Origin of the sequence: Albidovulum sp. (assembly GCF_008933605.1) — a bacterium.
Classification (GTDB): Bacteria; Pseudomonadota; Alphaproteobacteria; order Rhodobacterales; family Rhodobacteraceae; genus Albidovulum.
This window is the reverse complement of sequence record NZ_WBUS01000019.1, coordinates 1-24404: the sequence shown is the minus strand read 5'-3', so window position 1 is coordinate 24404 and position 24404 is coordinate 1. Positions and strand designations below refer to the sequence as shown.

The following is a 24404-nucleotide window of genomic DNA, read 5'->3' as shown; positions in this document are numbered from 1 at the left end:
AACGACCGAGAGAACAGATCATGACTATTGCCAATCCTGCCGACGCCGCCACCCCTGTCACGGTCGACCTGCGCCCGATGATCCCCCGCGACCGCCATGCCACCGTCTTCGCCGCGATCGAGGCGCTCGGGCCGGGTGCGAGCTTCATACTCATCAACGACCACGCGCCGATTCCGCTTCTCAATCACATCGAACGGACCTGGCCCGACCGGTTCGCCGTCGATTTCCTGCGCGACGGACCCGAGGTCTGGCAGGTGGCGATCACGCGGACGCGTGGCTGATCCTTGCGCGGAAACCGCGAAATGAGTGGCAGGATGCTTCCCGGGCGGATCGAGAACGGGTTCCAGATCGACGCGGTTCACCTTGGGCGACTGCCTGGCGTGCCGATGGATGGGATCGTGACTGAAGCGGGTCTGCAAGAGATCAGGAGAGACTGATGGCAACCACGGCCGAGCAGATGCGTGCCTGGACCGGGCCGGCAATCTTCAGCTTCGGATTTCGTCCGTTCTTTCTGGGCGCGGCAGTCTGGGCGGCGGTTGCGATGTTGCTGTGGATCCCGATGCTGAGCGGGCACCTGTCCCTGCCGACGGCATTCGATCCGGTCTCGTGGCACGCCCATGAATTCCTGTTCGGCTATCTTGCGGCCGTCGTCGCCGGCTTCCTGCTGACGGCCGTGCCGAACTGGACCGGACGCCTGCCCATCGTCGGCTGGCCGCTTGCCGGGCTCTGGTCGCTGTGGCTGGCCGGCCGTCTGGTCATCGCCGTATCTGCTGATCTGCGGCCCGGCGTCGTGGCCTTGGTTGATCTGAGCTTTCTGGCCGTATTTGCCCTCGCCATAGGCCGCGAGATCGTGCAGGGGCGGAACTGGCGCAACCTGATCGTCCTGGCGATGCTAACCGTTCTTCTGGCCGGCAATGCGCTATTTCACTACGAGGCCGCGCGCGGCGACTACGCCGCCAGCGGACATGGCCTGAGGCTGGGCCTTGGTGCCGCGATCATGATGATCGCCGTGATCGGTGGGCGAATCGTGCCGTCCTTTACCCGCAACTGGCTCGTCCGCAGAGGCGAGGGACCGCTTCCGGTGCCGCCCATGCAGAGCTTCGACAAGGTGGCTCTGGTCGCACTTGCGGCCGCGCTCCTGCTTTGGATGCTCGCGCCCGACGCGCAGATGACGGGGGCGATGCTACTGGTTTCCGCGGCAATGCACCTGGTACGCATCGCGCGATGGACTGGTCATCGCACGGTGGCCGAGCCGCTGGTTCTGGTGCTGCATGTGGGGTATGGGTTCCTGCCGCTAGGTGCCTTGGCGATCGGCGCCGAGATCCTTTGGCCCGGTATGCTTGGCATGGCCGCGGCTCAGCACCTTTGGATGGCCGGGGCCGTCGGGCTGATGACCGTCGCGGTGATGACGCGGGCAACCCTTGGTCACACCGGTCAGGCGTTATCGGCCGGGCCCGGAACCGGCATCATTTATGCCGCCGTGATCGCAGCCACGTTTGCCCGTGTTGCTGCAGGTGTCTGGCCTGGCGCTGCCGCATGGCTGCACCCTATTGCCGGCCTTGCGTGGATCGCTGCCTTTTCCGGTTTTGCGCTGGCCTATGGAAAGCTTCTGTTGAGACTCCCTCCCGCAAAACACCTATGATGAGCCGACTGGTTGTGGGCGCACATTGGCGCTGCGCCTGAAACGAGCTTCGCAAGAAATGCACTTGGCTCCAACCGCCGGCATCTCGAAATCTCTTGAGGTGAAAAGCTCTCCTAGTCGAACCTTGAGCCGTCAGTACGGAGAGAGATGTGGGTGGCATCGCAATGAGTGTCGGGGCCGCAAATGGCGTGTCCACGCTTCGCCAACAGAATTCAGCCATAGGTATTTCAATGGCTTGGGACGCGGGGAGGGTTCGACATCAGACCCATCCCGTTAGGCGCTCTTCGGAATCCCGCCCACCGCGAACTCCTTGATGATCCGCATGGGCGGCATGCTGGACTGCATGAGTGGGGGCATGGAGGCCCTCATGGAGGATGTCCTTGTGCTGTATGAGGCCGAGATAAATCGGGTTGCGGAGACGGTGGAATGCAGACCCCTCTTCAAAGCCAACCGCGCAGCCGTTCTCGCCGAGTGGCGCGGTCTGTGTGCGACATGAAGGACAGCGTCACTGCCCTAGCTGTGACTGGTTCGAACTAGTCTGCCAGCACCGGCCGGCAGGTGAGAGGTCCTCCAACTTCCTGCGATCGCAACCGCTGCAACTGAGGTTCCACTTGGCGCTAGTCTCTTCTGGACGCGCCGAAAGGGCGCAATCCTTCATCCGGAACGCACCGACCTTCCGACGCTCGAGCAAACCCGCCGCGACTTCGGAACGGTCGCCTTCGGGACCCAGTACCGGCAGCGACCTGCACCTCCCGAAGGCAACCTGATCCGTCCGGCATGGTTCGCCACGGTCGAGAGACACCTCTGGAGGTCAGACGACCAGGCAGTGGTCCAGACCTGGGACCCGGCCGCCGTCCCCGGGAGCTCGATCGCAGCCTAACACCGCTCCGGATGAACAACCTTGCAAGACTTTTTCAGCTAGAGCGGCGCAACCTGACGCAGCGGCGTTCCGCTCCGCTGCGTCCTTCCCGCACCGGGTGCCGTGCCGACGGGTGCGTTCGACGGCGGCAGAAGCGTTCGCCCGCGCACCATGTCGGCGGCCCGCTCGGCCAGCATGATCGTCGGCGCGTTCAGGTTGGCGTTGGGCTCGGACGGGAAGACCGAACTGTCGATGACCCGCAGCCCGGTGATGCCGTGCACCTTCAGCTCGCTGTCGACGGTGGCCATCCTGTCTTCGCCCATGCGGCAGGTTCCGCAGGGATGATAGGTGCTTTCCATCGTCTCACGCACCCAGGCGTCGATCTCGTCGTCCTTCCGCACGTCCTTGCCCGGCGCAATTTCCTCGCCGCGGAAGCGGTCGAATGCGGGCTGGGCGACGATCTCGCGCGTCAGACGCAGGCAGCGGCGGAAGCCTTCGCGGTCCTCCTCGCGGTCGAGATAATTGAAAAGGATGTCCGGCTGCTCGTAGGGATCGGCCGACCGCAGGTGCACATGGCCACGGCTCTTCGGCTTGTTGGGCCCGGTCAGCACCATGAAGCCGTGACCCTTCAGCGGCTTCTTGCCGTCATACCGCATGGCGGCGGGAAGGAAGTGGAATTGGATGTCGGGCCATTCCAGCGCGGCATCGGAGCGGATGAACCCCCCGCTTTCGAAATGGTTGGTGACCGACAGGCCGCGTTTGAACAGGATCCATTCTGCGCCGATCAGGAACCGGCTCCAGAGTCCCATCTTGCCGTTCAGCGTGATCGGCTCCTTGCAGGCGTACTGAATGTAGACCTCGGAATGATCCTGAAGGTTTTCTCCCACGCCAGGCAGATCGTGCAGCACCTCGACCCCGGCCTTGCGCAGCACCTCTGCGGGGCCGATGCCCGAACGCTGCAGCAGGTGCGGCGCACCGATCGGGCCGGACGCGATCAGCACCTCGCGCGCGGCGCGGGCGACGTGGCGTTGCCCGTCGCGGTCGTACTCGACGCCAACGGCGCGCGTGCCCTCAAGGATCACCCGCCGCGTCATTGCGTGGGTCAGCACGGTCAGGTTCGGCCGCGCCATCGCGGGTTTCAGGTAGGCGTTGGCGGTGGACCAGCGGCGGCCGTCCTTCACGGTCATGTGCATCGGGCCGAAGCCTTCCTGCAGATAGCCGTTGGGATCGTCGGTGGTGACATAGCCCGCCTCGCGCCCGGCCGCGACGAAGGCACGGTAGAGGGGGTTCTTCATCTCGTTGCCCGCATTCGTGGCCAGCGGACCGCTGCCGCCGCGCCACTCGTCCCCGCCGCCCCGCCAGCTTTCCGCCCGCTGGAAATAGGGCAGACAGTTCGCGTAGCTCCAGCCCTTGGCTCCAAGCTCTTCCCATTCGTCGAAGTCGCGGGCGTGGCCTCTCATGTAGACAAGCCCGTTGATCGATGACGACCCGCCCAGCACCTTGCCGCGCGGGCAATGCACCCGCCGCCCGTCGAGCCCCGGTTCCGGCACCGTGTAGTAACGCCAGTTGTACTTTGACCCGTTCATCGGGATCGACAGCGCGGTCGGCATCTGGATGAAGATGGATGTGTCCGAGCCACCGTATTCCAGGACGAGGACGCGCGTCGCCGGGTCTTCGCTCAGCCGGTTCGCCAGAACGCATCCGGCCGAACCCGCGCCAATGATGATATAGTCGAAGGACTGGCTCATGAGGCACCTTCCGTCGTTGAGATTGCTTCTGTGTTGGGCGGTTGTTTGGTGGGCGGGCGCGGACGCCCGCCGCCTGATGTCGCGTCAGTTGCCGGGATAGTTGCCCCAGAGCGGCCCCTTGGCGAAGACCCGGGTCAGCACGTAGTGGACGAGCCCGGCGATCACACAGGACGGCAGAGACGCCGTGAGGTAGCGGAAGGCCGTCACGTTATCGAGCGTCTGGGGATTGAAGAGCCAGACGTAGATGACGAAGCCCACCGCCAGCGCGAAGAGGCCGATCGGGTTGAAGCCGCCGAGGAACTGGAAGGAGCCGCCCTCCTGTCGCCCGTGCAGCGCGCGCAGGTCAAGCCGCTGACGGCGCAGGAAGAAGTAGTCGGCGATCCCGATCCCGGCGAGCGCGGAGTTGAGCGCCGAGGTCCACACGAGGAAGATGAAGAACCCGTCGTACATCTGCGGATAGGCCAGGACGAGGACGAGCGGGATGATGCAGAAGGCAAACAGCAGCGTCCCCCAGCCGATCTTCCGGATGCCCGCGGTCCCGACCTGCCGCAACCCGACGATCGATGTGTAGAGGATGTTGGCCATCGAGGTCACGTTGGCGAAGGCGATGAAGCCGAGGGCGACGATCCCGACGCCGACGCCGGCGATCTGGGTCATCCAGACGGTCGGGTCGCTGTCACCCATCGACACCGCGGCAAGAAGACCGACGATCTCGCCCAGAACCGCCGCACCGAAGATGCCGAAGATGTTCGGCCAGAAGGCGGTGCGCTCGTTCCTGGTCAGGCGCGCGAGGTTGCCGATATAGGGCCACCAGGAAAAACCTGCCGCCATGTTGATCTCGATGGCAATGATGAAGTTCAGCCTTTTGTCCTCGAACGGCGGGTCGAGCGCCTCCATCCCCATCAGCTCGGCAAAGCTGTGCTGACGGAAAATCAGCCAGAGCATGCCGATCATCAGCAGCACCAGGAGCGGCGACACGATCATGTTGAAGACCTTGATCGAGGTCGGCCCGCGCGCGACGATGTACCAGGTCAGAAGGATCGCACCGACGGCCGCGATGGCGACCTTGATGCCCGTGGGATCGGCGGTGCCCCCCGTCGCCAATGCGGTCAGCCCGTCGATGGAACGCCCGAACATCATGGCCAGCACCGCCAGCCATCCCATGGTCAGGACGATCACGGCAAGCAGGTAGACGAGGCGGCTGCCGTTGTGGCCGAACTGGCTGCGGATGCCGATGAACTGTTCGACACCGTAGCGTCCCGCCATCACGGTTGTCGCGAGCGCGGTCAGGACCACGCCGAAGATGTTGCCGATCACGATCGCAGCAATGCCTTCCTTGGGGCCGACGAAAAGCCCGACCGCCCCGCCGATGAGGAAGGCCCAGGTGGCGATCGCCAATGCGGAGTTGGCGAAGGTGAATTCCTTGAAGCCCCAGAGCCGCTCGGACGGCAGGAGAGGGGCGTCACCGCGCTCGGCGGCGGCAGCGTAGCCGTTCGAAGACGCATGCTGCGCCGAGGGTGACATGTGAGTCCCGGAAAGCGTTTCCGTTGTCATCTCAGGCCACCCACGTCCAGAAACCAATGGTCAGGAACAGCATCAGCGCCGCGATCCCGAGATAGTCGATCACGGTCATGCGGCCTTCTGCCTCCTCCCCGATTGCCTCGTAGACTTCCGCGCGCCTGTCGATCTCGGCGAGCCAGTCAGCACTCAGTCTTTCCATCTTCTCCTCCCATTCCGGCGGGCCACATCGGCCCGCGGCTCCTCTCTTCCCGCGCTTGGCGGCGTCACCGGACCCGGACGGGGTCCGCATAGTAGGGCATCCTGTCGACCCGCGGTCGCCATTCGCCGTTCGTGGCGACGCGCAGAACGTGGGCCGCGATCTCCTCCATCGGCGCAAACCATACGTCGCCCTGCGTCAAAGCCTGCTCGATGAACCGGTGCACGACCTCCCACCGGGCCAGGCGGCCGGTGGCGAAGGGATGCACGACCGGCACCCAGAGCCCGCCATGACGCCGCGCCGCCGCGAATTCCTGCGCAAAGGGCAGGAAGCCCTGCTCCGGCGCGCGGATCGGCATCATGTAGTCGAGATCCATCGACTGGACGTATTGCGGCCAGTCATCCATGCCCCAGTGCGACGGCAGTTCCACCAGCCGCCCGGCTGCGCTCTCGAGCAGATAGGGCTGGTCGTCGCCCATCAGCGAGGCGTCGTAGACAAAGCCGCGTTCCGCCAGAAGATCGGCGGAGCGGTGCGAGAAGTTGTAGAGCGGTGCGCGCCAGCCGCGCGGTCGCTGGCCGGTGGCCCCCACGATCACCTCGATGCCCCGGTCGAGCCAATGCGCCTCGTCCTCCGCGGAAAGCTCGCGCGGATGCTCGTGCAGGAATCCGTGATGGGCGATCTCGTGCCCGCCGCTAAGGATCGTCTCGACCGCCTGGGGATAGGCTTCGATGCACCAGGCGGGGATGAAGAAGGTTTGGCGCAGCCCAAGCTGGCGGTAGCTTTCCACGATGCGCGGGATGGCGACCTCCGGCCCGTAGCGCAGCATCGAGATCGCCGCGACCCGGCTGTGGCCGTCCTGCGGATGGGCGATATGAACCAGGCTGTCGGCATCCATGTCGAAGGTGATGCAGGCCGCACATTTCGCGCCGTCGGGCCAGGGGATGGGGTTCTGGATCACGGCATCACACTCCCGCCATTGGGTCCGATGCCCTGGCCGGTGAAGTACCGCCCGCCTTCGCCGGCTAGGAACCTGGCGACTGCGGCGATTTCGTCGGGCTGGCCGAAGCGTGCCAGCGGGATCGCGAGCTCCCTTTGCCGCCACTCCGCGCTCATGTTCGCGGCACCGAGCATCTCCGTGTCGATCGGGCCGGGGCAGATGGCGTTGACGAGGATGCCGGGGGCGAACTCCTTTGCCCAGCTGCGCACGAGGCCCAGCACGCCGTGCTTCGAGGCAACGTAGGGCGAGAATGTCTCGCGCCCGTAGTAGGCCATGTCGGAGGCGATCAGGATGGCGCGCGGCGGGTTGGCGGCATCCGGGACCATCAGGCCGATCGCCGCCTGGCCGATCAGGAAGCTGCCGCGTAGATTGATGGCGATCACCCGGTCGAAATCCGCGATCGGCGTCTCCAGAAGCGGCGCCTCGTGGATGATTCCGGCACAGTGGACGAGCACATCGAGCCCGCCCCACGTCTCCTTGACCGCATCGCGCAACGAAAGAACGGCATCGGCGTCGGAGACGTCGCATGCATAGGCCCGGACGTCAGCCGCCCCCGCCGCGCCGACGGCTTCAGCCGTTGCGTGAGGCCGGTTCAGATCGACGACGAGGACGCGCGCACCCTCCCTGGCGAAGGCCAGGGCCGTCGCCGCGCCGATCCCCCGGGCCGCACCGGTGACGAGGACTCGCGCCGTCATGCCATCACCTCGCCGCGGTCCACCATGATCGCCTGCCCGGTAATGTCGCGGGCGCCATCTGAGGCCAGGTAGAGATAGGCCGCCGCCATGTCGTCGGGCTCCATCAGCCCCGGAAGCACCTGCGCGCCGGTGATCTCGGAAAGAAGCTCTTCCTCGCTACGGCCGGTCCGCTTCGACATGTTGGCCAGCGACAGCATCGCAGCCTCGGTCCTGACCCAGCCGGGGCAGACCGCGTTCACGCGGATGCCACGCGGCCCGAGTTCCTTGGCCATGACCCTGGTGAAGCCGAGATTGGCGTGCTTCGAACCGACGTAAGCCGCAAACTCCGGCACCGCCGTGCGGCTCCAGATCGAGCCGGTGACGATGACGCTGCCGCCCACCATCATCTTCGGAACCGCATGACGGGTGACATAGAAGGTGCCGTTGACGTTGATGTCAGTGATGCGCCGGAAGGTTTCCTCGACCGCCTCGTCCGGATCGAGCAGGGGCGTGATCCTCTCCAGCCCGGCGTTGTTCACGAGAACGTCGATCCGGTCCAGATCGGCGAGCGCGGCCCTGACCGATGCGCTGTCGGTGATGTCGGCCTCGCAGGCCCTGCAGGGGCGTCCGCATTCCTTGGCGATGGCTGCCGCCGCTGCGTGGATGCCCGGACCGGATGAAAGCACCGTCACATCCGCGCCAGCCAGGGCGAAGGCCCTGGCGACGGCAAAGCCGATGCCGCGGCTCGCGCCAGTCACCAGGACATTTTCACCGGCAAAGTCGTAGTGGATGCGCCCCATCGCTCAGGCCCCGCGCGCATGCATGATGCGGCCGATCAGGTTCATCAACACCTGCGCCGCGAGGATCGCCGTGCCGCCGGTGTGATCATAGTCCGGCGCGACCTCTACGAGATCGACGCCCACGATCCGACCGCGCTTGGCGAGGCCCGCCAGAAGCTCCAGCACCTCGTAATAGATGAAGCCGCCATGCGACGGCGTGCCCGTGCCCGGCGCGATCGACGGGTCGAATCCGTCGATATCGATGGTCACGTAATAGCGCGCGGCCTCGGGAATGCGGGCGAGCACCGCCTCAACCCCGAGCTTGCGGATCTGGCGCACCGACAGGATGTCTGAGCCCATGGCCCGCGCATCCTCGTACCCGTCGCGCGCAGTCGAGGATACGTTGCGGATGCCAAGCTGCGACAGGCCGCTGACATAGCCCTTCTCGGCGGCGCGGCGCATCGGATTGCCGTGGCCGTGGCGCACCCCGTGGCGAACGTCGACGAAATCGAGATGCGCGTCGAACTGGACGACGTGGATCGGACCATTCTTCGCACAATCCTCATCGAAGGCGTTGATGCAGGGAATGTTGACCGAGTGATCGCCGCCAAGAACGACCGGCAGGGCTCCGGCCGCGAGAATTTTGCGTACACCGAATTCGATGTTCGCGTGGCTCGTGTCGGTATCGGTATGAACGATGTCGGCGTCACCGAGATCGACGATCCTGACCTTGTCGGCCGGCAGGTAGGTGACGTCGTCCTCGTGATCGTAGGCGCCGCCGTGACCGAAGGCGAACAGCGTGGATGCCTCGCGGATCGACCGCGGCCCAAAGCGTGATCCGGCTCGCCATTGGGTGCCGAAATCGAACGGCGCGCCGAGGATGGCGACGTCCGCTTCGATCCGGTCCCAGTTCGAAACGTAGGGGTACTTCCCGAACGTGCAGATGCCGACAAACGGCAGATTGAGACGCCCCCGGTCATACGCGTTGTCGGACATGCGTTTCCCCCCCTTTTTCAATGACCCGGGCAGGAGAACACGGGAATTTAATTCAAAGAATATCTATGTTTCAAAGTTAACTTGTGAGACTCTCTATGAATGGAACACACTACCCACCTGCGCCACGGCAAGCTGGCCGACGTCGACCTCCGTCTCCTGCGGGTCTTCGCGGAGATCGTCCATGCCAACGGGTTTTCCGCCGCGCAAGCCAGCCTAGGCATGACCCAGGCCACGATCTCGGCCCATATGCGCCACCTTGAAGAACGGCTTGGTGTACGCCTTTGCGAGCGCGGGCGCGGCGGCTTCTATCTGACGGACGAGGGTCGGCAGGTCCATTCGGCCATGCTCGATCTCTTCGGCTCCATCAACAGGTTCCAAAGCGCTGTAAGTGAGGCTCAGGGCGAACTTTCGGGCGATCTGAGTTTCGGAACCGTCGATGCGATGGTGACGAATCGTGCCTTGAACCTGCACCTGGCGATCGCCGAGTTCCGCCGCATGGCCCCACGAGTGCGCCTTTCCGTCGACATTGCGGCGCCGCAGGCCCTTTCGCAGGGCATACTCAATGGCCGCTACCAGGTGGTGCTGATGCCGGAGCAGCGCCCGCTGGGGCAGATTTCCGCCATCGACGTCTACGAGGAACGTCAGAACCTCTACTGCGGGCGCGAAAACCCGCTGTTTTCGGTTCCGGACGATGTGATCACCGACGCTGTTCTCGCCGAGCAGGAATTCGCCGGGCGGACCTATATGGCGCAGACGCCGATCTGCGGCGTCGACTTCGACTGGCGTGCCGTCACCGCCCACATGGAGGGTACGCTCATCCTCCTCCTCTCGGGCGCGTTCATCGGTTTCCTCCCGCAGCACTTCGCGGAACAGGAGGTGCGGAACGGCCATCTGCGAATGCTCGCACCAGACCGGATGACTTTCGACGACACCTTCCAGATCGTCTATCCGCGCGAACGCCCGACACGGGCTGCTGAAATGCTGGCTCAGGCAGTTCTGAGATGTCATCGTCGGTAGCTGTTCAGTCCCGGCATCTCGTGGATCGGTCAGAGGATGAATCGATCCGGCTCTGAGGCTCAGACATTGCGCTGCCTCTGTCACGAACCATTTCAACCAGGAACGCAGCCTCTCGAGCCGACCCCTCTTCAAAGCCACCGCGCCGCCGCTCTCGCCGATTGGTGCGGACGCCGCGCGGCACAAGGTGCAGTCGTACTGTCCTTGTCGAGACCGGTTCGAACCCGTCTGACAGCACCGCCCCCAGCCCCGTCGCATTCCCTGCCGCCGATTCTGCGCCAGGCTCTCCCGCGTTTCCGGGCGGCTACCCCCCTCCCGCCGCGGCGGAGAGACGCACGGCATCGGCCGCTTCAGTGCCAGAATTGCAGGCCGTCTCTCCGGCACGAAAGCCCGGTGCGCTTTCGCTGTTCCGGCCGAATTTACAGCGAGCTTTTCGGATTCAAGGCCGCTATCGCCGATTGCCCCAGAGATTCACGCAGCCATAGCAATGGCTTGGCTGGACGATTCCCTGCGCGATCGAACAGGGAATCGTCCGAGGCCGATCGGGAAAAGACTTGCCGCGAGCTCCCCCGTCAGGTCTGGAGCTTGGTTCACGCAAGCCGGGAGGCCGCAAGCAGATAAATGGGTCCTGACTCAAGGGCAAGCATGCGCGCGACGCGCCTCGGCGGGTCAGAGGTTCAGGTGCGCCCCTCGATCGCGGCGCCGACGATCTGTTGGGGCGTCAGGAAGTGGAGTTCGACCTCCGGGGTGACCGGCCTGAGGGTGCCGCCGACGACCACCCCGACAAGTGCGCCGCGGTACTTGACGAGTGGCAGCGCGGGATGGCCGAGGGCGACGGGGCGGGCGATCAGGTATTCGATGCGGTCGACGTAGGTGCAGACCACGGCGTCGCGGTTCACGAGATCGGCGGCGCGACGCGGCGACGCGCTGGCGGCCATTTCGGTAAGCGCCTGGTCGATCTGGGCCTCGGTGTTGCAGAACAGGCCCTGAAGGCGATGGACTTCGTCAGCGAGTGCGGGACCTCCGCCGGCGAGCAACGCGGCGACGGCGGCAACCGCGAGATGTCTGCGGATCATTTTCGCACCTCATGCAGTCACGGCGCGGGGAGGATAGCGGCGCGCGCGGCTGCAAGTGGCGAAGGTTTTCCGATCGTTCGACGAAAATTCGGCGGTGGCGCCCCGGTCCGTGCTAAAATTCTTGATAGGGATCGGTTCAGTCGTGTCAACTCGGGATGGACTCGTCGCTGCCGGGCAATACCGTCATCAACGGCTTCGAGGTGGATCTCGAGAGCGATACGCTTCGCCGGCCCGACGGCGGCCCGGCCCCGCTGCGTCCGCGCTCGTTCGCCACGCTGCGCTATCTGGTCGCCAATGCCAACCGGCTGGTCAGCAAGGCGGAGCTGCACGAGGCCGTCTGGTCCGGGGTCGCGGTGACCGACGACAGCCTGGTTCAGTGCATCCACGCCATCCGTCAGGCGCTCGGCGATCATGACCGGCGCCTGCTGCAGACTGTTTCACGGCGCGGCTACCGGCTGAACCTGCCGGACGACCGAGCGACGGCGCCGGGCGGCTCCTCGATCGCGGTGCTTCCGTTCGCGATAGGCGGTGAGGTCGAGAGCCACTTCGTCGACGGGCTGGTCGAGGAGGTGATCACCGGGCTCTCGCGGCTGCCGGGGCTGTTCGTCATCGCCCGCAACTCGTCCTTCGCCTATCGCGGCCAGGCGATCGACGTGCGGCGGATCGCGGCGGAACTCGGGGTGCGGTACCTGCTCGACGGCAGCGTGCGGCGCGCAGGCCCGCGGCTGCGCATCAACGCGCACCTTATCGACGGCGCGACCGCGGCCGAGATCTGGGCCGGCCGGTTCGAAGGGATGGCGGAGGACGTCTTCGACCTTCAGGACGAACTGACCGAGCAGATCGTCGGGGTGCTCGAGCCGTCGCTCCGCCGGGCGGAGATCGCCCGGGCGGAGCGCAAGGCGAGCGGCCGGCTCGACGCCTACGATCTCTACCTTCGGGCGGTGCCGCTGGTGCTGGTCAACAAGGTCGGCGACACCGACGAGGCGTTGCGCCTGCTCCGGGCGGCGCTCGAGCTCGATCCCGGGCTGCTGCCGGCGCACGGCTACGCCGCCTGGCTCTACGAGCAGCGGTATTTCCGCGGCGGGCTCGACCCGGCGGACCGCGCCGCGGCCCTGGCACATGCCGAGGTGGTGCTCGGCGTCAACGCCGGCGATCCGCAGGCGATGAGCATCGGCGCCTTCGTGCGCGGCAACCTGACCGGGGACCAGGACGCCGCGCTGGTCGTTTTCGACCGGGCGCTGGCGATCAACGCCAACTCGGCGCTCGCCTACGGGTTCAGCGCCCTGGCGGCGGCGCATAGCGGGCGCGACGAGCGGGCGGTCGCGCATGCGCGGAAGGCCCTGCGGCTGAGCCCGCTGGACGACCCGCTCAACTACCATCCGTTTTGCGCGCTGACGGTGACCGGGCTCTTTTCCGGGCGCTTCGAGGAGGCGGCGGCCTACGCGCGGCTGACGATCCACGCCAACCCGGCATTCAGCGTGCCCTATGCCTACCTGGCCGCGGCCCACGTCAACCTCGGCGAGCCAGAGGCGGCGGCGCTGGCGATGCGCCGACTCCTGGACGTGGAGCCGGCGTTCACGGTCGAAGGGTTCGCGCGAACGGACCGCTACCCGCCCGCGCTGCTGGATCGGCTGGTGACGGCGCTGGCGCAGGTGGGGGGAGCGCCGTGAAATCCCGGCCCGTCATGGTTTCCGACCACACGGCAACTGCCGTTCCATCCGCTCGTGTTCCGAGCGCCAGATTGGCCAGAGCCGCGACGAAGGGCTGGCGGCCAGCGCCACGGAGTCTTCCCGACGCGGCACGGGGGTGATAGACAATCCACGTGGCTATCGTGGCGGCGTGTGGCAGCAAGGAAGAGCGCCTTCCGATGTTATCCGATCAACCATCGAGCCCGGTCCAAGAGCTCCAGGACCGCCGGCATTGGAGCGGCCCAACGCTTGCGAACGGCGTGCTGACTTCGGAACTCGCAGAGTTCTGCCAGAGTGGCCTGAGCATCGTTCTGGCGAGCCGCGACGGAGCCGGGCGCCCTGTGGTTGGCAGAGGCCTCGCCTGCATCATCGACGCGGACGGACGCGTCCGGGTCGTGTTTCGCGATCCCCCCAATGCCGCGCTGCACCGGGCGATCGCCAGCGGTGCACCGATTGCCGCCACCTTCACGCGACCCTCGACACACCGATCGATTCAACTCAAGGCTCCGCGCGCCGAACTGGTCAGGTCCGCGCCGCCGGACGGCCCCTCGGCAATTCTGCAGACCCGCGCCTTCGCCGACGAGCTGGTCCGTGCCGGCTACCCCGCGCGGTTCGCTGCAGCCTATACCCGGTTCGAGCCGCACGAGCTTGCCGCTTTCGCGTTCCTGCCGGAGAACGCCTTCGTGCAGACACCCGGCCCCAGCGCCGGAAGCGCGCTCACGCCATGACCCAGCTGTCGCTGGAGACGATCCGGAATTGCTTCGAAGGTGTGGTGCCCGCGGTTCTCGCCACCTGCGACCCTGCGGGCGTGCCGAACGTCTCGATGGTTTCGCAGGTCCATTTCGTCGACCGTGAGCATGTCGCGCTGAGCTACCAGTTCTTCAACAAGACCCGGCGCAATCTGCTCGAAACACGCTTCGCCTCGATCTCGGTCGTCGACCCCGAGAGCGTGACGGACTACCGGATCGACATGGAATTCGTCGAAACGCAGTCGCAGGGGCCGCTTTTCGAGATGATGAAGGCAAAACTCGCCGGCATCGCCTCACACAGCGGGATGGACGGGGTGTTCCGGCTCCTCGGCACCGACATCTTCCGTGTGATATCCGTTCACGTTGCCTCCGGGCCCGCGCTGACACCCCAGCTTTCGCCCTGCAACCTCCTGTCGGCCGTCCGGCGGAGCTGGACGGAACTCGGCGAGAGCGGCGATCTCGACACGCTCTTCGACCGTACGCTCGATTGCCTCAGGCGGCACTTCGACATCGAGCACGCAATGATCCTGATGCGCGAGGGGCGGTCCGACCGGCTCTATACTGTGGCCTCCACCGGTTACCTGCGGTCGGGCATAGGGTCCGAGATCGCGCTCGGGGACGGCGTCATCGGGGTCGCCGCGCGGGAAGGTGTGCCGATCCGGATCGGCCACATGACGACCGAGTACAGCTACGGTGCGACCCTGCGCGATCAGGCCAGCGACCATGGCCTCCTCCCGCAGGCCGTGACCGATATCCCCTATCCGGGACTCCGTGCTTCCGAAAGCCAGATCGCTTTGCCGATCGTGACCGGGGGCCGGGTAGCGGGTGTGCTCTTCGCCGAAAGTGCCTTGCCGATGCGCTTTCGCTACGACGACGAGGATGCGCTCGCGCTGGTCGCGGCGCGGGTGGGAGAGCGGATGGGCGCCGGGCTCGACGCGGTCGCCGCGCAGCGGCGCCAACCGCGAGCCGGCATCGCGACGGAGCAGACGATCCAGGTCCGTCACTACGGCGCCGACAACAGCGTCTTTGTCGACCACGACTATCTGATCAAGGGTGTCGCCGGCGCAATCCTCTGGAAGCTCGCCCAGGAACACGTCCGGACCGGACGGATCGAGTTCACCAACCGGGAACTCCGGCTTGACCGGACGCTCAGGCTTCCTGAGTTTTCGGAGAACCTGGAGGCGCGGCTGGTCCTCCTGAAGCGGCGGCTCGACGAACGCGCCTGCCCCATCCGCATCGAGAAGGCCGGTCGCGGAAAGCTGCGGCTCTGCGTCGGCGGTAGGCTGACGCTCGAGGACGTGCCCGTCAACGCCGCGGACACGACCGCTTAGCATAGTTTTAGCATTCGGTGCGGACTCTCTTAGCGAGCCTTCCGCGCAGCGTCGGCGTATGACCCTGCGCATCGGCACAACAAAGCCGCGCCGATCATTATTCAGAAGAAATGCCCGTTTCACCGCCGTTAGCGCGGAACCGTCTTTTGGAGACAAGTGATGTTCAGCAGAGTCGATTCTGCAGGGATGTCCGGTAGCACGAAGACTACCGGAACGGCCCTGCACCCCGCCTTCGTCACGTCGCGTCAGCCGGGCCCGCAGGGCCCGCGACAGCGCAAGTCGCTGATCGCCTCGTTAGCCCAGCTGGCAGCGGCGCAGTTCCGACGGACCCCACGCCACCGCCGCGCCCAGGCTCCGTACGGCGATCACCTCCGGCGCGACATCGGGCTCATCTGAACCCGCGCGACGCGCCGCTGCCTGCGCGCTTCGCCGACCGGTTTGATCCGTGCCACCTGACACCCCTTTCAACAGGATATGGAACGATGACATTGCTCAGCACCCTTTCCGCATCGCCTACACCGCTCCCGCTGACCATCGAGGTTCGCGAGGCGACGCCAGCAGACGCCGAGGCCGCCGGCCGCGTCATGTACGCGGCGTTCCGCCGCTTTCACGAGAGCCGCGGCTTTCCGCTCGACTTTCCGAACGTGGAGGTCGCGACCGGTCTCGCCGCCAGCTACATCGCGGACCCGCTCGTGTACGGGGTCGTGGCGGTGTCCGGCGACCGGATCGTTGGGTCGAACTTCCTGACCGAGGGCGACCAGATCCGCGGCGTCGGCCCGATCTCGGTGGACCCCGACATCCAGGACGCCGGCGTCGGCCGGCTCTTGATGCAGGCGGTGGTCAGGCGCGGCGCCTCCGCCCTGGGTGTGCGGCTCCTGCAGGATGCGTTCAACACCAAGTCGCTTGCGCTCTATGCCTCGCTCGGCTTCCGAGTGCGCGAGCCGGTGGCGGTCATGAGCGGACGTCCGCGCGCCCGGCTGGCGGCGGGGGCAGAGGTGCGGCGGATGACCCCGGCGGACCTGTCTGCGGCGGACGCGCTGGCGCGGAGGGTTCACGGCGTGGCGCGCGGAGCCGAACTGCGCTCCGCCCTCGGGCGCGGAACACCGGTCGTGCTCGAGCGCGGCGGCAGGCTTCTGGCCTACATGACGATGCCGGAACTCTGGCTGCTGAATCACGCCGTGGCCGAGACCGAGGCCGACCTGATGGACCTGATCGTCGGTGCGGCGGCAGCCTGCGAGGAACCGATCGGGTTCCTGCTGCCGGTCCGGCACGCCGCGCTCTTCCATTGGTGCCTGGGTCAGGGCTTTGCCGTCGTCAAGCCGATGACGCTGATGACCCGCGGCGAATACCGCGAGCCGCAGGGCGCCTGGCTTCCGTCGGTCATGTACTGAAGCGCGATCAATCAAGGAGGAATGACATGAAACCCGGTTCCCTTTCCTGGCCGCGCAAGACGCGGGAGATGCACAACCACCATTTCGACTCGACGATCTGGAACGACTTTTCCTTCCGCGACGACGACGTGGTGATTGCCACCTACGCCAAGTCCGGCACGACGTGGATGCAGCAGATCGTCGGTCAGCTCATCTTCGCCGGCGCCGACGACGTCGACGTGCCGACGCTCTCGCCCTGGCTGGACCTGCGGGTTCCGCCGAAGGAGGTGAAGCTTGAGGCCGTCGCTGCCCAGAGCCACCGCCGCTTCCTGAAGACGCACCTGCCGGTCGACGCGCTCGTCTTCTCGCCAAGGGCGAAGTACATCTACATCGGCCGCGACGGGCGCGATGTGGTGTGGAGCATGTACAACCACCACGCCAAGGCGAACGCCGACTGGTACGCGGCGCTGAACGATACGCCCAGTCGCGTCGGCCCGCCCATCGAGCCGCCGCCGGCATCGATCCTGCAGTACTACCACGACTGGCTCGACCATGACGGCCACCCGTTCTGGCCATTCTGGGAGAACGTGGCCTCATGGTGGGCAGCGCGCCGGTTGCCGAACGTGCTCATGGTGCATTTTGCCGACCTGAAGGCCGACATGGGGGGCCAGATCCGGCGCATCGCCCGCTTCCTCGACATCGAGGTCACCGAGGACTGCTGGCCCGCCATCCTCGAACACTGCTCGTTCGACTACATGAAGCGCAACGCCGCGAAGAGCGCGCCGCTCGGCGGCAGCTTCTGGGACGGCGGCGCCGAGACCTTCATCCACAAGGGCACGAACGGTCGCTGGCGCGACATCCTCGGCCCCGACGACATCCGAAAGTACGAGCGCCTGGCGCTCGACAAGCTTGGCGCCAAGGCGGCCGCCTGGCTCGCCGGGGGCAGCCACGCCCACGGCGCGATCGCCGCCTGAAACCCGAACCATCATCTTTGATCACGAAGGAACTTCCATGAAACACCATTCCAGAATCGCAGCTTCCACGCTTCTCGCAATCGGCCTCGCCACCTCGGCCATGGGGCATCCGCTGAGCGAGGAGGTGATCGCGCGGATCGACGCCTCCTCCACCGCGGCCCCGGGCGAACCGGACCTCGCCGAGGTCCGCGCCGCCACCGAGAGGTTTCGCGACGTCAACGTGGCGCTGGCCGAAGGCTATGTCCGCGATCCCGGCAACATGTGCGATACCGCTCCGATGATGGGGCAGCCGGCCGAGCTTGGCGGCATGGGCATCCACTTCTTTCGCCCCGACCTGCTCGGCCTTTCCGGCGCGCCGTCGGAGCGTGTGTACGGCGACGGCACCCACACCGACTTCCTGCGACCGTCGATCCTGATCTACGATCCCCATGCCGATGGCTCGCTCCAGCTCGTCGCGGTCGAGAACCTGGTCTTCAAGGAGGCCTGGGATGCGGCTGGCAACTCCGAACCGCCGAAGTTCCACGGCGTCCCCTTCGACACCATGAAGGACGACCCGGCGACGGCGGTGGACGAGGCGCACATGTTCGCTCCGCATTACGACCGCCACGTATGGCTCTACCGTGAGAACCCCAACGGCGTGTTCGCGCAGTACAACCCGACGGTCACCTGCGAGCATCACGTCCCCACCCAGACGCACGACCACAGCTCGTGACGATGGCGTAGCAGGACGGGGTGCGGGGGTTAGCCCCGCACCCCATCGGATACGAAGGCGCCCCCGCGACAAGGAAGGTCTGCAGATGACCCGACAGGGTATCATCGACCCGCCGGACCCTGCAGGCGAATCCGCGGCAACAAGGGGCGCCTGCAGCATGTCGGCGCCCCCTGATCAAGCCTCATGGCAGCGGGTCGAGGGCACCGAGGAAGGCCGCGAGTTCGTGTCTTTGCGTGTGATCGAGCGTGAGCGGCCTGAGTTCGCTCTGGCCTGCCGGCGCTTCGGGGGCCGCGACGTAATGCGCTATCACCCGTTCGAGGTCGGGTATCTGGCCGGCGTGCATGTAGGGCGGGCGGCTGGCTGCGCCCCGGAGTGACGGCGTCTTGAACGCCCTCAGCATATCGGCGCCGGCAGGCACCATGAACCGCAGTTCCGCACAGTCCGCCGGCTGCGCATCGCTGTAGGGGCCGAGGCAGTTGAACGGATCCTCGCGGACCAGGAGCGCGCCGGTCTCGCGGCCCCTGTCCTCGGGAAGACCCGGCACGGCAGGAACGCCAGTGTTGTGGAAGTGGCCGTCCGACAGGAGCGGTCCGCCATGGCAGTTGACGCAGCCACCCGCGCCGAGGAACACTCTCAGGCCCGCAATCTCCTCCGTCGTCAGCAATCCGGGCCCCGGGAACTCGCGCGAGGCCACCCAGAGGTCAAAGCGGGTCTCGGGCGGCGCGATGGTGCGCTCGAAGGCGGCGATGGCCTTGCCGACATTGGCAAAGACCAGGTTGACGGCCTCCCGGTCGGATCGCGCCATGCCCTCCCAGGCGGTCGCGGCAGCCGGATCGGCGACCGGGCCGGCGCGGGCCGGCAGGACGTCGAGGTCCGGCAGGGGGCCGAAGACCTCCACGTAGGCCTCCGCATAGTGAGCCCCGATCACATGCGCGTACTGCGTGCGGTCGCCCCCATGTTCCACCGCGCTCTCCAGCGGTCCAAGGGCCTGTGACCAGAAACTATCCTTGCGCCCGTCCCAGAACAGGAAGGGGCTGTGCGCCATTCCGGCGATCGGCATGGCACGACGGCTGGTCTCGCTCACGCCCTTCGACAGGGCCCGGTCGTCCTGGAACTGCCGGTCCGGCAGGTGACACGTGGCGCAGGCCACCTTGCCGTTCGAACTGAACCGGGTGTCGAAGAAGATGGACCGGCCCAACGCCGCCGCGCGCGGGTCGTCGGCGACACGGTTCGAAGGATCGGCCGGCACCGGCGGCAGGGCGTCGAGCGAGAGCGAGCGGACGAGGGATAGATCCTCCTCGCTCCAGGTTGGCGCTGCCGGATCGGGAAGGTGGATGGCCAGCGCACCCGCCCCGATCGCGGCGAAAGGCAGGGCGAAAAGGATGCGTCGCACGACATGCCCTCACAGCACGAGGTTGAAGCTGACCGTGTCGGCGCCCGCCGGGCCGTCGATGGCGAGGTCGATCTCCCACCAGCCGTGCATGTTGAACTTCATCCCTTCGATGAGGAATTGCCCGTCCCCGAGCGCCTGTGTGACGGCGGGCGCCGAGGGCAGCCCATGCCCGTGCTGCGGCATCCGGCCGTCGATCGCGATGCGGGCCGTGTCGATCGGCCGGCCGCGCCGGTCCGCCAGGGCGAGGGTCCAGGCGTGCATCCGTCCGATCCGGACCTCGGGCTCCACCGGTCCGATGGCGACGGTGTAATGGTGCGCGTCCGTGGGTCGGCGCAGGGCGAGGTCAAGGTTCTCTGGAATGTCCTGCGAGAACAGGCCGGCAGATACGGTCGTGGCAACGAGTGCGAGCGGGATACCGGCGAGAATCGCGCGGCGGGTGGGCAGGTTGGGCATGTGCTTGGCTCCGGAAGAGGGGAATGACGTGGCTCTGCGAATACCGGTCGCGCGGAGGCGGGGCTTGAACATTGCGGCTGATTTGCGGGGACGGTCGGCGGGACGGCTCGCGTTTCGTGGTCCCGTTCACCGCGTTCCGCGTGCGGGCGTCCGCGTCGGGCGGGGCTGCGCGCGGCGCGCGGTGATGCCGAGAATCTCTGCCAGGTCCGCGGGCACCGGCATCGGCTTCAGAGGGCTGACATTCGCGCCGCCGGTATTGCCCAGGGGCACCAGCCCGATGGCGGTTTTCGTGGCCGCCCCCGCGATCCGCAAGACCTGCCCGGCGATCTCCTTCATGTCGCGCTGCCGCAAGCCCCAAACCAGCATGTGCCAGTGCACGCGGACATGTTCGCGCGTTGACAGCTGCGACAGCACATGCGCGCGCTCCAGCCTGCGGAAGCTCGCGGCGGGGTTCGCCTGCAGCGCGCTGGCGGCATCGAGTTCCGATTGCACGTGAGGGCCGATCGCCCGCCGGCCCAGCGGTTGTGGGGTGTCAGACGACCTGCGGTGCAGGAGGCAGGCGAGGTAGAGCCCAGCCGTCACGTCATAGCTCATGCAGAACGTCGGCCAGTAGGCCGGCACGCCGTCGTTGGCGATGAGTTGGCCGTGAAACACGTCGAAGCCACCGTGACCGACAAGCGCGAAGGCGACCAGCCAGAGGTTCCTGCGAAAGCCGAGGACGGCGACGACCGCCAGAACGGCATAGGCCGCGACCTCCCCGATCAGCGCCTCGGAGGAGCCGCCCATCACCGCAAAGAGGATGTAGTAGGTTCCGACCGCGAGGGACACCGCGGCATAGAACGCGCGGTCCCGGTCCAACCCGGCGAGGGTTCCACCCAGGGACACCCCAAGCGCAAGCGTCAGTCCGACAAGAATTTCCATCGTAGGCTCCCTTCAGCATGGGAATGGCGGGATAGCGCCCGGACCCCGACACCTCGGCGCGCGTCTCAGGGCACGGTGTTCGAGGGCCGTGGCGCGATGCTCTGCGCGTCCCTTGAATTGTTCCAGGCGGCATGGTCCGGCGCTCTTCCCTAAGGCTGATCCGGGGGATTGCGCTTGAACGGAACGGCTGACTGGACAGGAGAGGCAAATTTCCGGTGACGGGAGCGGGAAGCGCCCCCCTTCCGGGGCTAGATCATCAGCAGGACCGAAGCCGGAATCCCGAACATGCGCAGGAACGTGCGGCTGAAATGCGCGGAATCTGCAAAGCCCGCTTCGTGTGCGGCGTTCGTCAGGCTGGCCCCGGATGCCATTCGGTCCACCGCGGACGACAGCCGCCGCCACAACATGTAGGTGCGGAAGGGCAGCCCGATCTGGTCCACGAAGAGATGGCTGAACCGGCTTTCCGAAAGGCAGGCGATCCCTGCGGCCGCGCGGGCGGTCACGCGCAGGTCGGGATCGTCCCGGAGCCGTTCGATCACCCGCGCGATGCGCGGGTCGACCACGGGCACGCCGTCATCCCGGTCTGCCAGCCGTTCGCAGAGGGCTCGCCCGATGCTTGCCAGCGTGGCGTCGTCCGGGCGCAGCTCGTCCCAGATGCAGGTTAGGTCAGCCGCAAGATCCTCAAACGTCGCAAGGTCCGGTCGCATGAACGGGCGCCCGGCGAGGTCGCGCAGAAGCATGGCACCCGGCCGACTCTCGGGTTCGACGAAAAGGATCACGTTACGGCCTTCCGCAAGGTAGACATGCGGCACATCGGGCGCGATCAGCACGGCGGGGCCCTCGATCGTCTCGGACCCGATCCGAAAGGCAAATGCACCGCCAACCGAGAAGGTGAACTGCAGGGCGTGGTGCGCGTGGGCCTTGGTGCCGTGCCGGACATCCGGCGCGCGTGGGACATCGAACGCCCAGAGGCTGGCGCCCTCCCACAGCACGATGCGGCCACGGCCAATCCGTTTCATGGCCCAGGCTAGCACGTCCACAGCCGACGGAACACGGCCTCGCCCATGGACGACGAAAAGTGCCCCGCCCAAGCCGGACCGCCAACCGGTCTGCGGCTGGAATGGGCCGTGACCTCGTCCTTATCCCGTCACGCCATCGCGCCCTCCGACGGTGACGTCGACGGTCGCCTCAATGACGATCGTGGCGTCGTGGCGTTCCCCGGCTCCGCGCGGAAAGGGAATATCCGCGAGTTCGCGGGTCGTCATCCGGCGCAGGTCCGGATGATCGATGGGATCGGTCAGGACAAGTTCAGATATTCTGAAGATCCTGCGGAGGATGGACATGACGGTCTCCTTGTCGTCTTCTTGCGACTAAGCGCTGGAAACACGTCGCCACCATCCAGATCTGCTGGATCAGGCATCAGGTAATCTAAATGCAGAAACTGAACAGCGTTCCCCTTCGCGCACTCCGGGCGGCAGAGGCCGTCGCCCGCCTCGGATCACTCGCCCGGGCTGCCGAGGAACTTCGGGTCAGCCCTGGCGCGGTGAGCCAGCAGATCGCCTCGGCCGAGGCGGCCCTGGGCATGAGACTCTTCACACGCAGCCCGCGTGGGATGGCCGCCGCGCCGGACGCAATCGCAGTCTGTGCGCTGCTGACATCCGGCTTCTCGCAGCTTTCGCAGGCGGTAACCCTTGCCCGGGATCACCGCGAAGAGGTTCTGACCGTCTCGGTCGCGCCGGTCTTCGCCTCCCGGTGGCTGATCTGGCGCCTGCCCGAGTTCCAGAAAGCCAATCCAGAGGTGAAGGTCAGGCTCGACGCGAGCATCGGCCTCGTCGACCCGAGGCATGGCGACGTGGACCTCTGTATCCGCGTCGGCCGCGGCGACTGGCCGAACGTGTCAAGCGAGCGGCTGTTCTCCCAGGTGGTGTTCCCCGTGTGCGCTCCTGCCGTTGCGCAAGGCATTGGAACGGTGGCCGATCTTGCGCGCATGCCGATCATCCGTGAGCCGCATCCCATGTTCGACTGGGACGCCTGGCTTCTCCCCGGGGAGATCGATCCAGGCAGCCTCCCGTCGGGGCCCGTGTTCTCGGACGCGTCGCTCTGCCTCGACGCCGCGATCTCGGGCAGCGGCGTCTTCCTGACCTTCGAGACCCTGGCGGCGGACGCACTCGCCCACGGCCGCATCGTCGAGCCGTTTGGGCGCAGGCGCGCGACGCAGAACGCCTACTGGCTCGTCGCACCCGATGGCAGGCCACGCAGGTCGGCAAAGCTCTTTCGCGACTGGTTGAAAAAGGAGATCGCCGCGGCCGGTTTTGGAGCGGAGCGGGGCAATCTCCGGGAAGGAACGTGACGTCGCTGGTCCAGAGACGGACGGCTCGATCACATACGTTTCGTCTCCGCGTTCGACTCGGTCACGGCGGCCAGCATCGCCGCGTCGGGCCCGCACCCCGTGTCTTCCGCACCGAGGGCGGCGCCCGATGCGGCGCAAGGTCGCAGATCGATCCCGACAACTGCCCGTCGAAAACGAACACTGCGGCGCGGTATCCTGCCGCTAGACTCGGGTCCGGCCGAATCCAGCCAGGGGTGAAATGCATGCAGATCGCGCTGACTGTGAACGGTCATTCCCTTGACCTTGCGGCCGAGCCAGGCGAGCGGCTTTCCACGGCCCTGCGCGCTGCGGGATTGACCGGGCTGAAGGAGGGCTGCCTCGAAGGCGAATGCGGGGCCTGCACCGTGTTGCTCGAAGGCCGGCCGGTTTGTTCCTGTCTGATGCTGGCAGCGCAGGCCGAAGGCCGCGCGGTCGAGACCGTCGAGGGGCTGGCCGCGGCCGGGCCTTCCGATCTTCAGGCCGCCTTCGTCCGCGAAGGCGCGGTGCAGTGCGGCTATTGCACCCCTGGCATGGTGATGGCTGCCGAAGGACTCCTGCGCGCCAATCCCGACCCCTCCGAGGCCGAGATCCGCCAGGCGATCGCGGGCAATATCTGCCGCTGTACCGGATATGTCGCGATCCTGCGCGCGATTGCGGCGACGGCGGCCACCCGGCGCGCCCGGCAGGGGGCGGCGGCATGCTGAGCTTCGTTGCGCCGCAGAGCCTCGGAGAACTTGCCGCCGTCCTGACAGCCGGGAGCGGCTGCTGGATGATTTCCGGCGGCACCGACCGGCTGATCGCGCCCGCCGCGCTGCCGCGCAGCGGGGTGATCCTGGATCTGTCCCGCCTCGCCGGCCTCGACCGGATCGCGCTGGCGGAGGGCCGGCTGGCGCTGGGCGCGGGGGTCACCGTGGCTCGCCTGGCCAACGACGCCCTCGTCGCC

The 24404-nt window shown here is 66.6% G+C and carries 26 protein-coding genes; 13 read left to right on the top strand and 13 right to left on the bottom strand.

What is annotated here, in order from left to right; translation table 11 throughout:
- Positions 1 to 20 precede the first annotated feature (20 nt).
- The 3 genes from F9K34_RS04600 to F9K34_RS04590 are packed head-to-tail and all read left to right on the top strand — an operon-like array spanning position 21 to position 1642.
- Positions 21 to 281, top strand: coding sequence for a DUF2249 domain-containing protein (locus F9K34_RS04600; RefSeq protein ID WP_291335730.1), 261 nt, complete (start codon positions 21 to 23; stop codon positions 279 to 281).
- A gap of 21 nt (positions 282 to 302) precedes the next feature.
- Complete coding sequence (locus F9K34_RS04595) at positions 303 to 437, top strand: hypothetical protein (protein WP_291335729.1); 135 nt, start codon at positions 303 to 305, stop codon at positions 435 to 437.
- The gene (locus tag F9K34_RS04590; protein ID WP_291335728.1) at positions 437 to 1642 is read left to right on the top strand and encodes an NnrS family protein; all 1206 of its coding nucleotides are present in this window, start codon (positions 437 to 439) and stop codon (positions 1640 to 1642) included. Before F9K34_RS04595 ends, F9K34_RS04590 begins: the two co-directional genes overlap by 1 nt.
- A 918-nt stretch (positions 1643 to 2560) precedes the next feature.
- Here F9K34_RS04590 and betA read toward each other — a convergent pair.
- From betA to speB, 7 genes are all read right to left on the bottom strand, one after another.
- Positions 2561 to 4249, bottom strand: a complete 1689-nt coding sequence (betA, locus tag F9K34_RS04585; protein ID WP_291335727.1) for a choline dehydrogenase — start codon at positions 4247 to 4249, stop codon at positions 2561 to 2563.
- A gap of 84 nt (positions 4250 to 4333) precedes the next feature.
- Positions 4334 to 5803, bottom strand: a complete 1470-nt coding sequence (locus F9K34_RS04580; RefSeq protein ID WP_291335726.1) for a purine-cytosine permease family protein — start codon at positions 5801 to 5803, stop codon at positions 4334 to 4336.
- A gap of 1 nt (position 5804) precedes the next feature.
- Positions 5805 to 5969 carry a hypothetical protein gene (locus tag F9K34_RS04575; RefSeq protein WP_291335725.1) on the bottom strand — a complete coding sequence of 55 codons (165 nt, stop codon included), beginning with the start codon at positions 5967 to 5969 and terminating at the stop codon, positions 5805 to 5807.
- 64 nt (positions 5970 to 6033) lie between these two features.
- Positions 6034 to 6924, bottom strand: a complete 891-nt coding sequence (locus F9K34_RS04570; RefSeq protein WP_291335724.1) for a polysaccharide deacetylase family protein — start codon at positions 6922 to 6924, stop codon at positions 6034 to 6036.
- Positions 6921 to 7658: an SDR family NAD(P)-dependent oxidoreductase gene (locus F9K34_RS04565; protein WP_291335723.1), complete on the bottom strand. Its 738-nt coding sequence runs from the start codon at positions 7656 to 7658 to the stop codon at positions 6921 to 6923. The genes F9K34_RS04570 and F9K34_RS04565 overlap by 4 nt, the downstream gene beginning before the upstream one ends.
- On the bottom strand, positions 7655 to 8437 hold the full coding sequence (locus tag F9K34_RS04560; protein ID WP_291335722.1) for an SDR family NAD(P)-dependent oxidoreductase: 783 nt from the start codon (positions 8435 to 8437) through the stop codon (positions 7655 to 7657). Before F9K34_RS04560 ends, F9K34_RS04565 begins: the two co-directional genes overlap by 4 nt.
- A 3-nt stretch (positions 8438 to 8440) precedes the next feature.
- Entirely contained in the window at positions 8441 to 9412 is a 972-nt protein-coding gene (gene speB / locus F9K34_RS04555; RefSeq protein ID WP_291335721.1) for an agmatinase, read from the bottom strand.
- A gap of 156 nt (positions 9413 to 9568) precedes the next feature.
- Between speB and F9K34_RS04550 the strand changes: the two genes are divergently transcribed.
- A complete protein-coding gene (locus F9K34_RS04550; RefSeq protein ID WP_291335742.1) occupies positions 9569 to 10429 on the top strand; it encodes a LysR family transcriptional regulator in 861 nt (286 codons plus the stop codon).
- A 674-nt stretch (positions 10430 to 11103) separates the two neighbouring features.
- On the opposite strand, the gene F9K34_RS04545 is transcribed toward F9K34_RS04550, so the two are convergent.
- A complete protein-coding gene (locus tag F9K34_RS04545; protein ID WP_291335720.1) occupies positions 11104 to 11502 on the bottom strand; it encodes a hypothetical protein in 399 nt (132 codons plus the stop codon).
- A 155-nt stretch (positions 11503 to 11657) separates the two neighbouring features.
- Between F9K34_RS04545 and F9K34_RS04540 the strand changes: the two genes are divergently transcribed.
- The 6 genes from F9K34_RS04540 (at position 11658) to F9K34_RS04515 (ending at position 18326) form a co-directional block, all read left to right on the top strand.
- On the top strand, positions 11658 to 13172 hold the full coding sequence (locus tag F9K34_RS04540) for a winged helix-turn-helix domain-containing protein (protein WP_291335719.1): 1515 nt from the start codon (positions 11658 to 11660) through the stop codon (positions 13170 to 13172).
- Between the two features lie 152 nt (positions 13173 to 13324).
- Entirely contained in the window at positions 13325 to 13918 is a 594-nt protein-coding gene (locus tag F9K34_RS04535) for a hypothetical protein (protein WP_291335718.1), read from the top strand.
- Positions 13915 to 15270 (top strand): GAF domain-containing protein, encoded by a 1356-nt coding sequence (locus F9K34_RS04530; RefSeq protein ID WP_291335717.1) that lies wholly within the window; start codon positions 13915 to 13917, stop codon positions 15268 to 15270. The genes F9K34_RS04535 and F9K34_RS04530 overlap by 4 nt, the downstream gene beginning before the upstream one ends.
- 482 nt (positions 15271 to 15752) lie before the next feature.
- A complete protein-coding gene (locus F9K34_RS04525) occupies positions 15753 to 16661 on the top strand; it encodes a GNAT family N-acetyltransferase (protein ID WP_291335716.1) in 909 nt (302 codons plus the stop codon).
- Positions 16662 to 16687: 26 nt separating this feature from the next.
- Positions 16688 to 17614, top strand: a complete 927-nt coding sequence (locus F9K34_RS04520) for a sulfotransferase domain-containing protein (RefSeq protein WP_291335715.1) — start codon at positions 16688 to 16690, stop codon at positions 17612 to 17614.
- 37 nt (positions 17615 to 17651) lie between these two features.
- Entirely contained in the window at positions 17652 to 18326 is a 675-nt protein-coding gene (locus tag F9K34_RS04515; protein WP_291335714.1) for a hypothetical protein, read from the top strand.
- A 181-nt stretch (positions 18327 to 18507) separates the two neighbouring features.
- Here the strand turns inward: F9K34_RS04515 and F9K34_RS04510 are convergent, their stop codons facing one another.
- The 5 genes from F9K34_RS04510 to F9K34_RS04490 form a co-directional block, all read right to left on the bottom strand.
- Positions 18508 to 19719, bottom strand: a complete 1212-nt coding sequence (locus F9K34_RS04510; protein ID WP_291335713.1) for a cytochrome-c peroxidase — start codon at positions 19717 to 19719, stop codon at positions 18508 to 18510.
- Between the two features lie 9 nt (positions 19720 to 19728).
- Positions 19729 to 20172 carry a FixH family protein gene (locus F9K34_RS04505; protein ID WP_291335712.1) on the bottom strand — a complete coding sequence of 148 codons (444 nt, stop codon included), beginning with the start codon at positions 20170 to 20172 and terminating at the stop codon, positions 19729 to 19731.
- A gap of 126 nt (positions 20173 to 20298) precedes the next feature.
- Positions 20299 to 21093 carry a DUF3703 domain-containing protein gene (locus F9K34_RS04500; RefSeq protein WP_291335711.1) on the bottom strand — a complete coding sequence of 265 codons (795 nt, stop codon included), beginning with the start codon at positions 21091 to 21093 and terminating at the stop codon, positions 20299 to 20301.
- A gap of 248 nt (positions 21094 to 21341) precedes the next feature.
- Positions 21342 to 22112 carry an AraC family transcriptional regulator gene (locus F9K34_RS04495; RefSeq protein WP_291335710.1) on the bottom strand — a complete coding sequence of 257 codons (771 nt, stop codon included), beginning with the start codon at positions 22110 to 22112 and terminating at the stop codon, positions 21342 to 21344.
- Positions 22113 to 22232: 120 nt separating this feature from the next.
- Positions 22233 to 22436: a hypothetical protein gene (locus tag F9K34_RS04490; RefSeq protein WP_291335709.1), complete on the bottom strand. Its 204-nt coding sequence runs from the start codon at positions 22434 to 22436 to the stop codon at positions 22233 to 22235.
- 89 nt (positions 22437 to 22525) lie between these two features.
- Between F9K34_RS04490 and F9K34_RS04485 the strand changes: the two genes are divergently transcribed.
- The 3 genes from F9K34_RS04485 to F9K34_RS04475 form a co-directional block, all read left to right on the top strand.
- Positions 22526 to 23443, top strand: a complete 918-nt coding sequence (locus tag F9K34_RS04485; protein WP_291335708.1) for a LysR substrate-binding domain-containing protein — start codon at positions 22526 to 22528, stop codon at positions 23441 to 23443.
- Positions 23444 to 23685: 242 nt separating this feature from the next.
- Positions 23686 to 24165, top strand: coding sequence for a (2Fe-2S)-binding protein (locus F9K34_RS04480; RefSeq protein ID WP_291335707.1), 480 nt, complete (start codon positions 23686 to 23688; stop codon positions 24163 to 24165).
- On the top strand, positions 24159 to 24404 hold a 246-nt coding region (locus F9K34_RS04475), incomplete at its 3' end, for an FAD binding domain-containing protein (RefSeq protein WP_291335706.1). The genes F9K34_RS04480 and F9K34_RS04475, both read left to right, overlap by 7 nt.

Excerpts from the sequence above, each read along its gene's own strand:
- F9K34_RS04600 (WP_291335730.1), top strand. The coding sequence starts at position 21 with ATGACTATTGCCAATCCTGCCGACGCCGCCACCCCTGTCACGGTCGAC.
- F9K34_RS04595 (WP_291335729.1), top strand. The coding sequence starts at position 303 with ATGAGTGGCAGGATGCTTCCCGGGCGGATCGAGAACGGGTTCCAGATC.
- F9K34_RS04590 (WP_291335728.1), top strand. The coding sequence starts at position 437 with ATGGCAACCACGGCCGAGCAGATGCGTGCCTGGACCGGGCCGGCAATC.
- betA (WP_291335727.1), bottom strand. The coding sequence starts at position 4,249 with ATGAGCCAGTCCTTCGACTATATCATCATTGGCGCGGGTTCGGCCGGA.
- F9K34_RS04580 (WP_291335726.1), bottom strand. The coding sequence starts at position 5,803 with ATGACAACGGAAACGCTTTCCGGGACTCACATGTCACCCTCGGCGCAG.
- F9K34_RS04575 (WP_291335725.1), bottom strand. The coding sequence starts at position 5,969 with ATGGAAAGACTGAGTGCTGACTGGCTCGCCGAGATCGACAGGCGCGCG.
- F9K34_RS04565 (WP_291335723.1), bottom strand. The coding sequence starts at position 7,658 with ATGACGGCGCGAGTCCTCGTCACCGGTGCGGCCCGGGGGATCGGCGCG.
- F9K34_RS04560 (WP_291335722.1), bottom strand. The coding sequence starts at position 8,437 with ATGGGGCGCATCCACTACGACTTTGCCGGTGAAAATGTCCTGGTGACT.
- speB (WP_291335721.1), bottom strand. The coding sequence starts at position 9,412 with ATGTCCGACAACGCGTATGACCGGGGGCGTCTCAATCTGCCGTTTGTC.
- F9K34_RS04545 (WP_291335720.1), bottom strand. The coding sequence starts at position 11,502 with ATGATCCGCAGACATCTCGCGGTTGCCGCCGTCGCCGCGTTGCTCGCC.
- F9K34_RS04540 (WP_291335719.1), top strand. The coding sequence starts at position 11,658 with ATGGACTCGTCGCTGCCGGGCAATACCGTCATCAACGGCTTCGAGGTG.
- F9K34_RS04530 (WP_291335717.1), top strand. The coding sequence starts at position 13,915 with ATGACCCAGCTGTCGCTGGAGACGATCCGGAATTGCTTCGAAGGTGTG.
- F9K34_RS04525 (WP_291335716.1), top strand. The coding sequence starts at position 15,753 with ATGACATTGCTCAGCACCCTTTCCGCATCGCCTACACCGCTCCCGCTG.
- F9K34_RS04520 (WP_291335715.1), top strand. The coding sequence starts at position 16,688 with ATGAAACCCGGTTCCCTTTCCTGGCCGCGCAAGACGCGGGAGATGCAC.
- F9K34_RS04515 (WP_291335714.1), top strand. The coding sequence starts at position 17,652 with ATGAAACACCATTCCAGAATCGCAGCTTCCACGCTTCTCGCAATCGGC.
- F9K34_RS04505 (WP_291335712.1), bottom strand. The coding sequence starts at position 20,172 with ATGCCCAACCTGCCCACCCGCCGCGCGATTCTCGCCGGTATCCCGCTC.
- F9K34_RS04500 (WP_291335711.1), bottom strand. The coding sequence starts at position 21,093 with ATGGAAATTCTTGTCGGACTGACGCTTGCGCTTGGGGTGTCCCTGGGT.
- F9K34_RS04495 (WP_291335710.1), bottom strand. The coding sequence starts at position 22,112 with ATGAAACGGATTGGCCGTGGCCGCATCGTGCTGTGGGAGGGCGCCAGC.
- F9K34_RS04490 (WP_291335709.1), bottom strand. The coding sequence starts at position 22,436 with ATGTCCATCCTCCGCAGGATCTTCAGAATATCTGAACTTGTCCTGACC.
- F9K34_RS04485 (WP_291335708.1), top strand. The coding sequence starts at position 22,526 with ATGCAGAAACTGAACAGCGTTCCCCTTCGCGCACTCCGGGCGGCAGAG.
- F9K34_RS04480 (WP_291335707.1), top strand. The coding sequence starts at position 23,686 with ATGCAGATCGCGCTGACTGTGAACGGTCATTCCCTTGACCTTGCGGCC.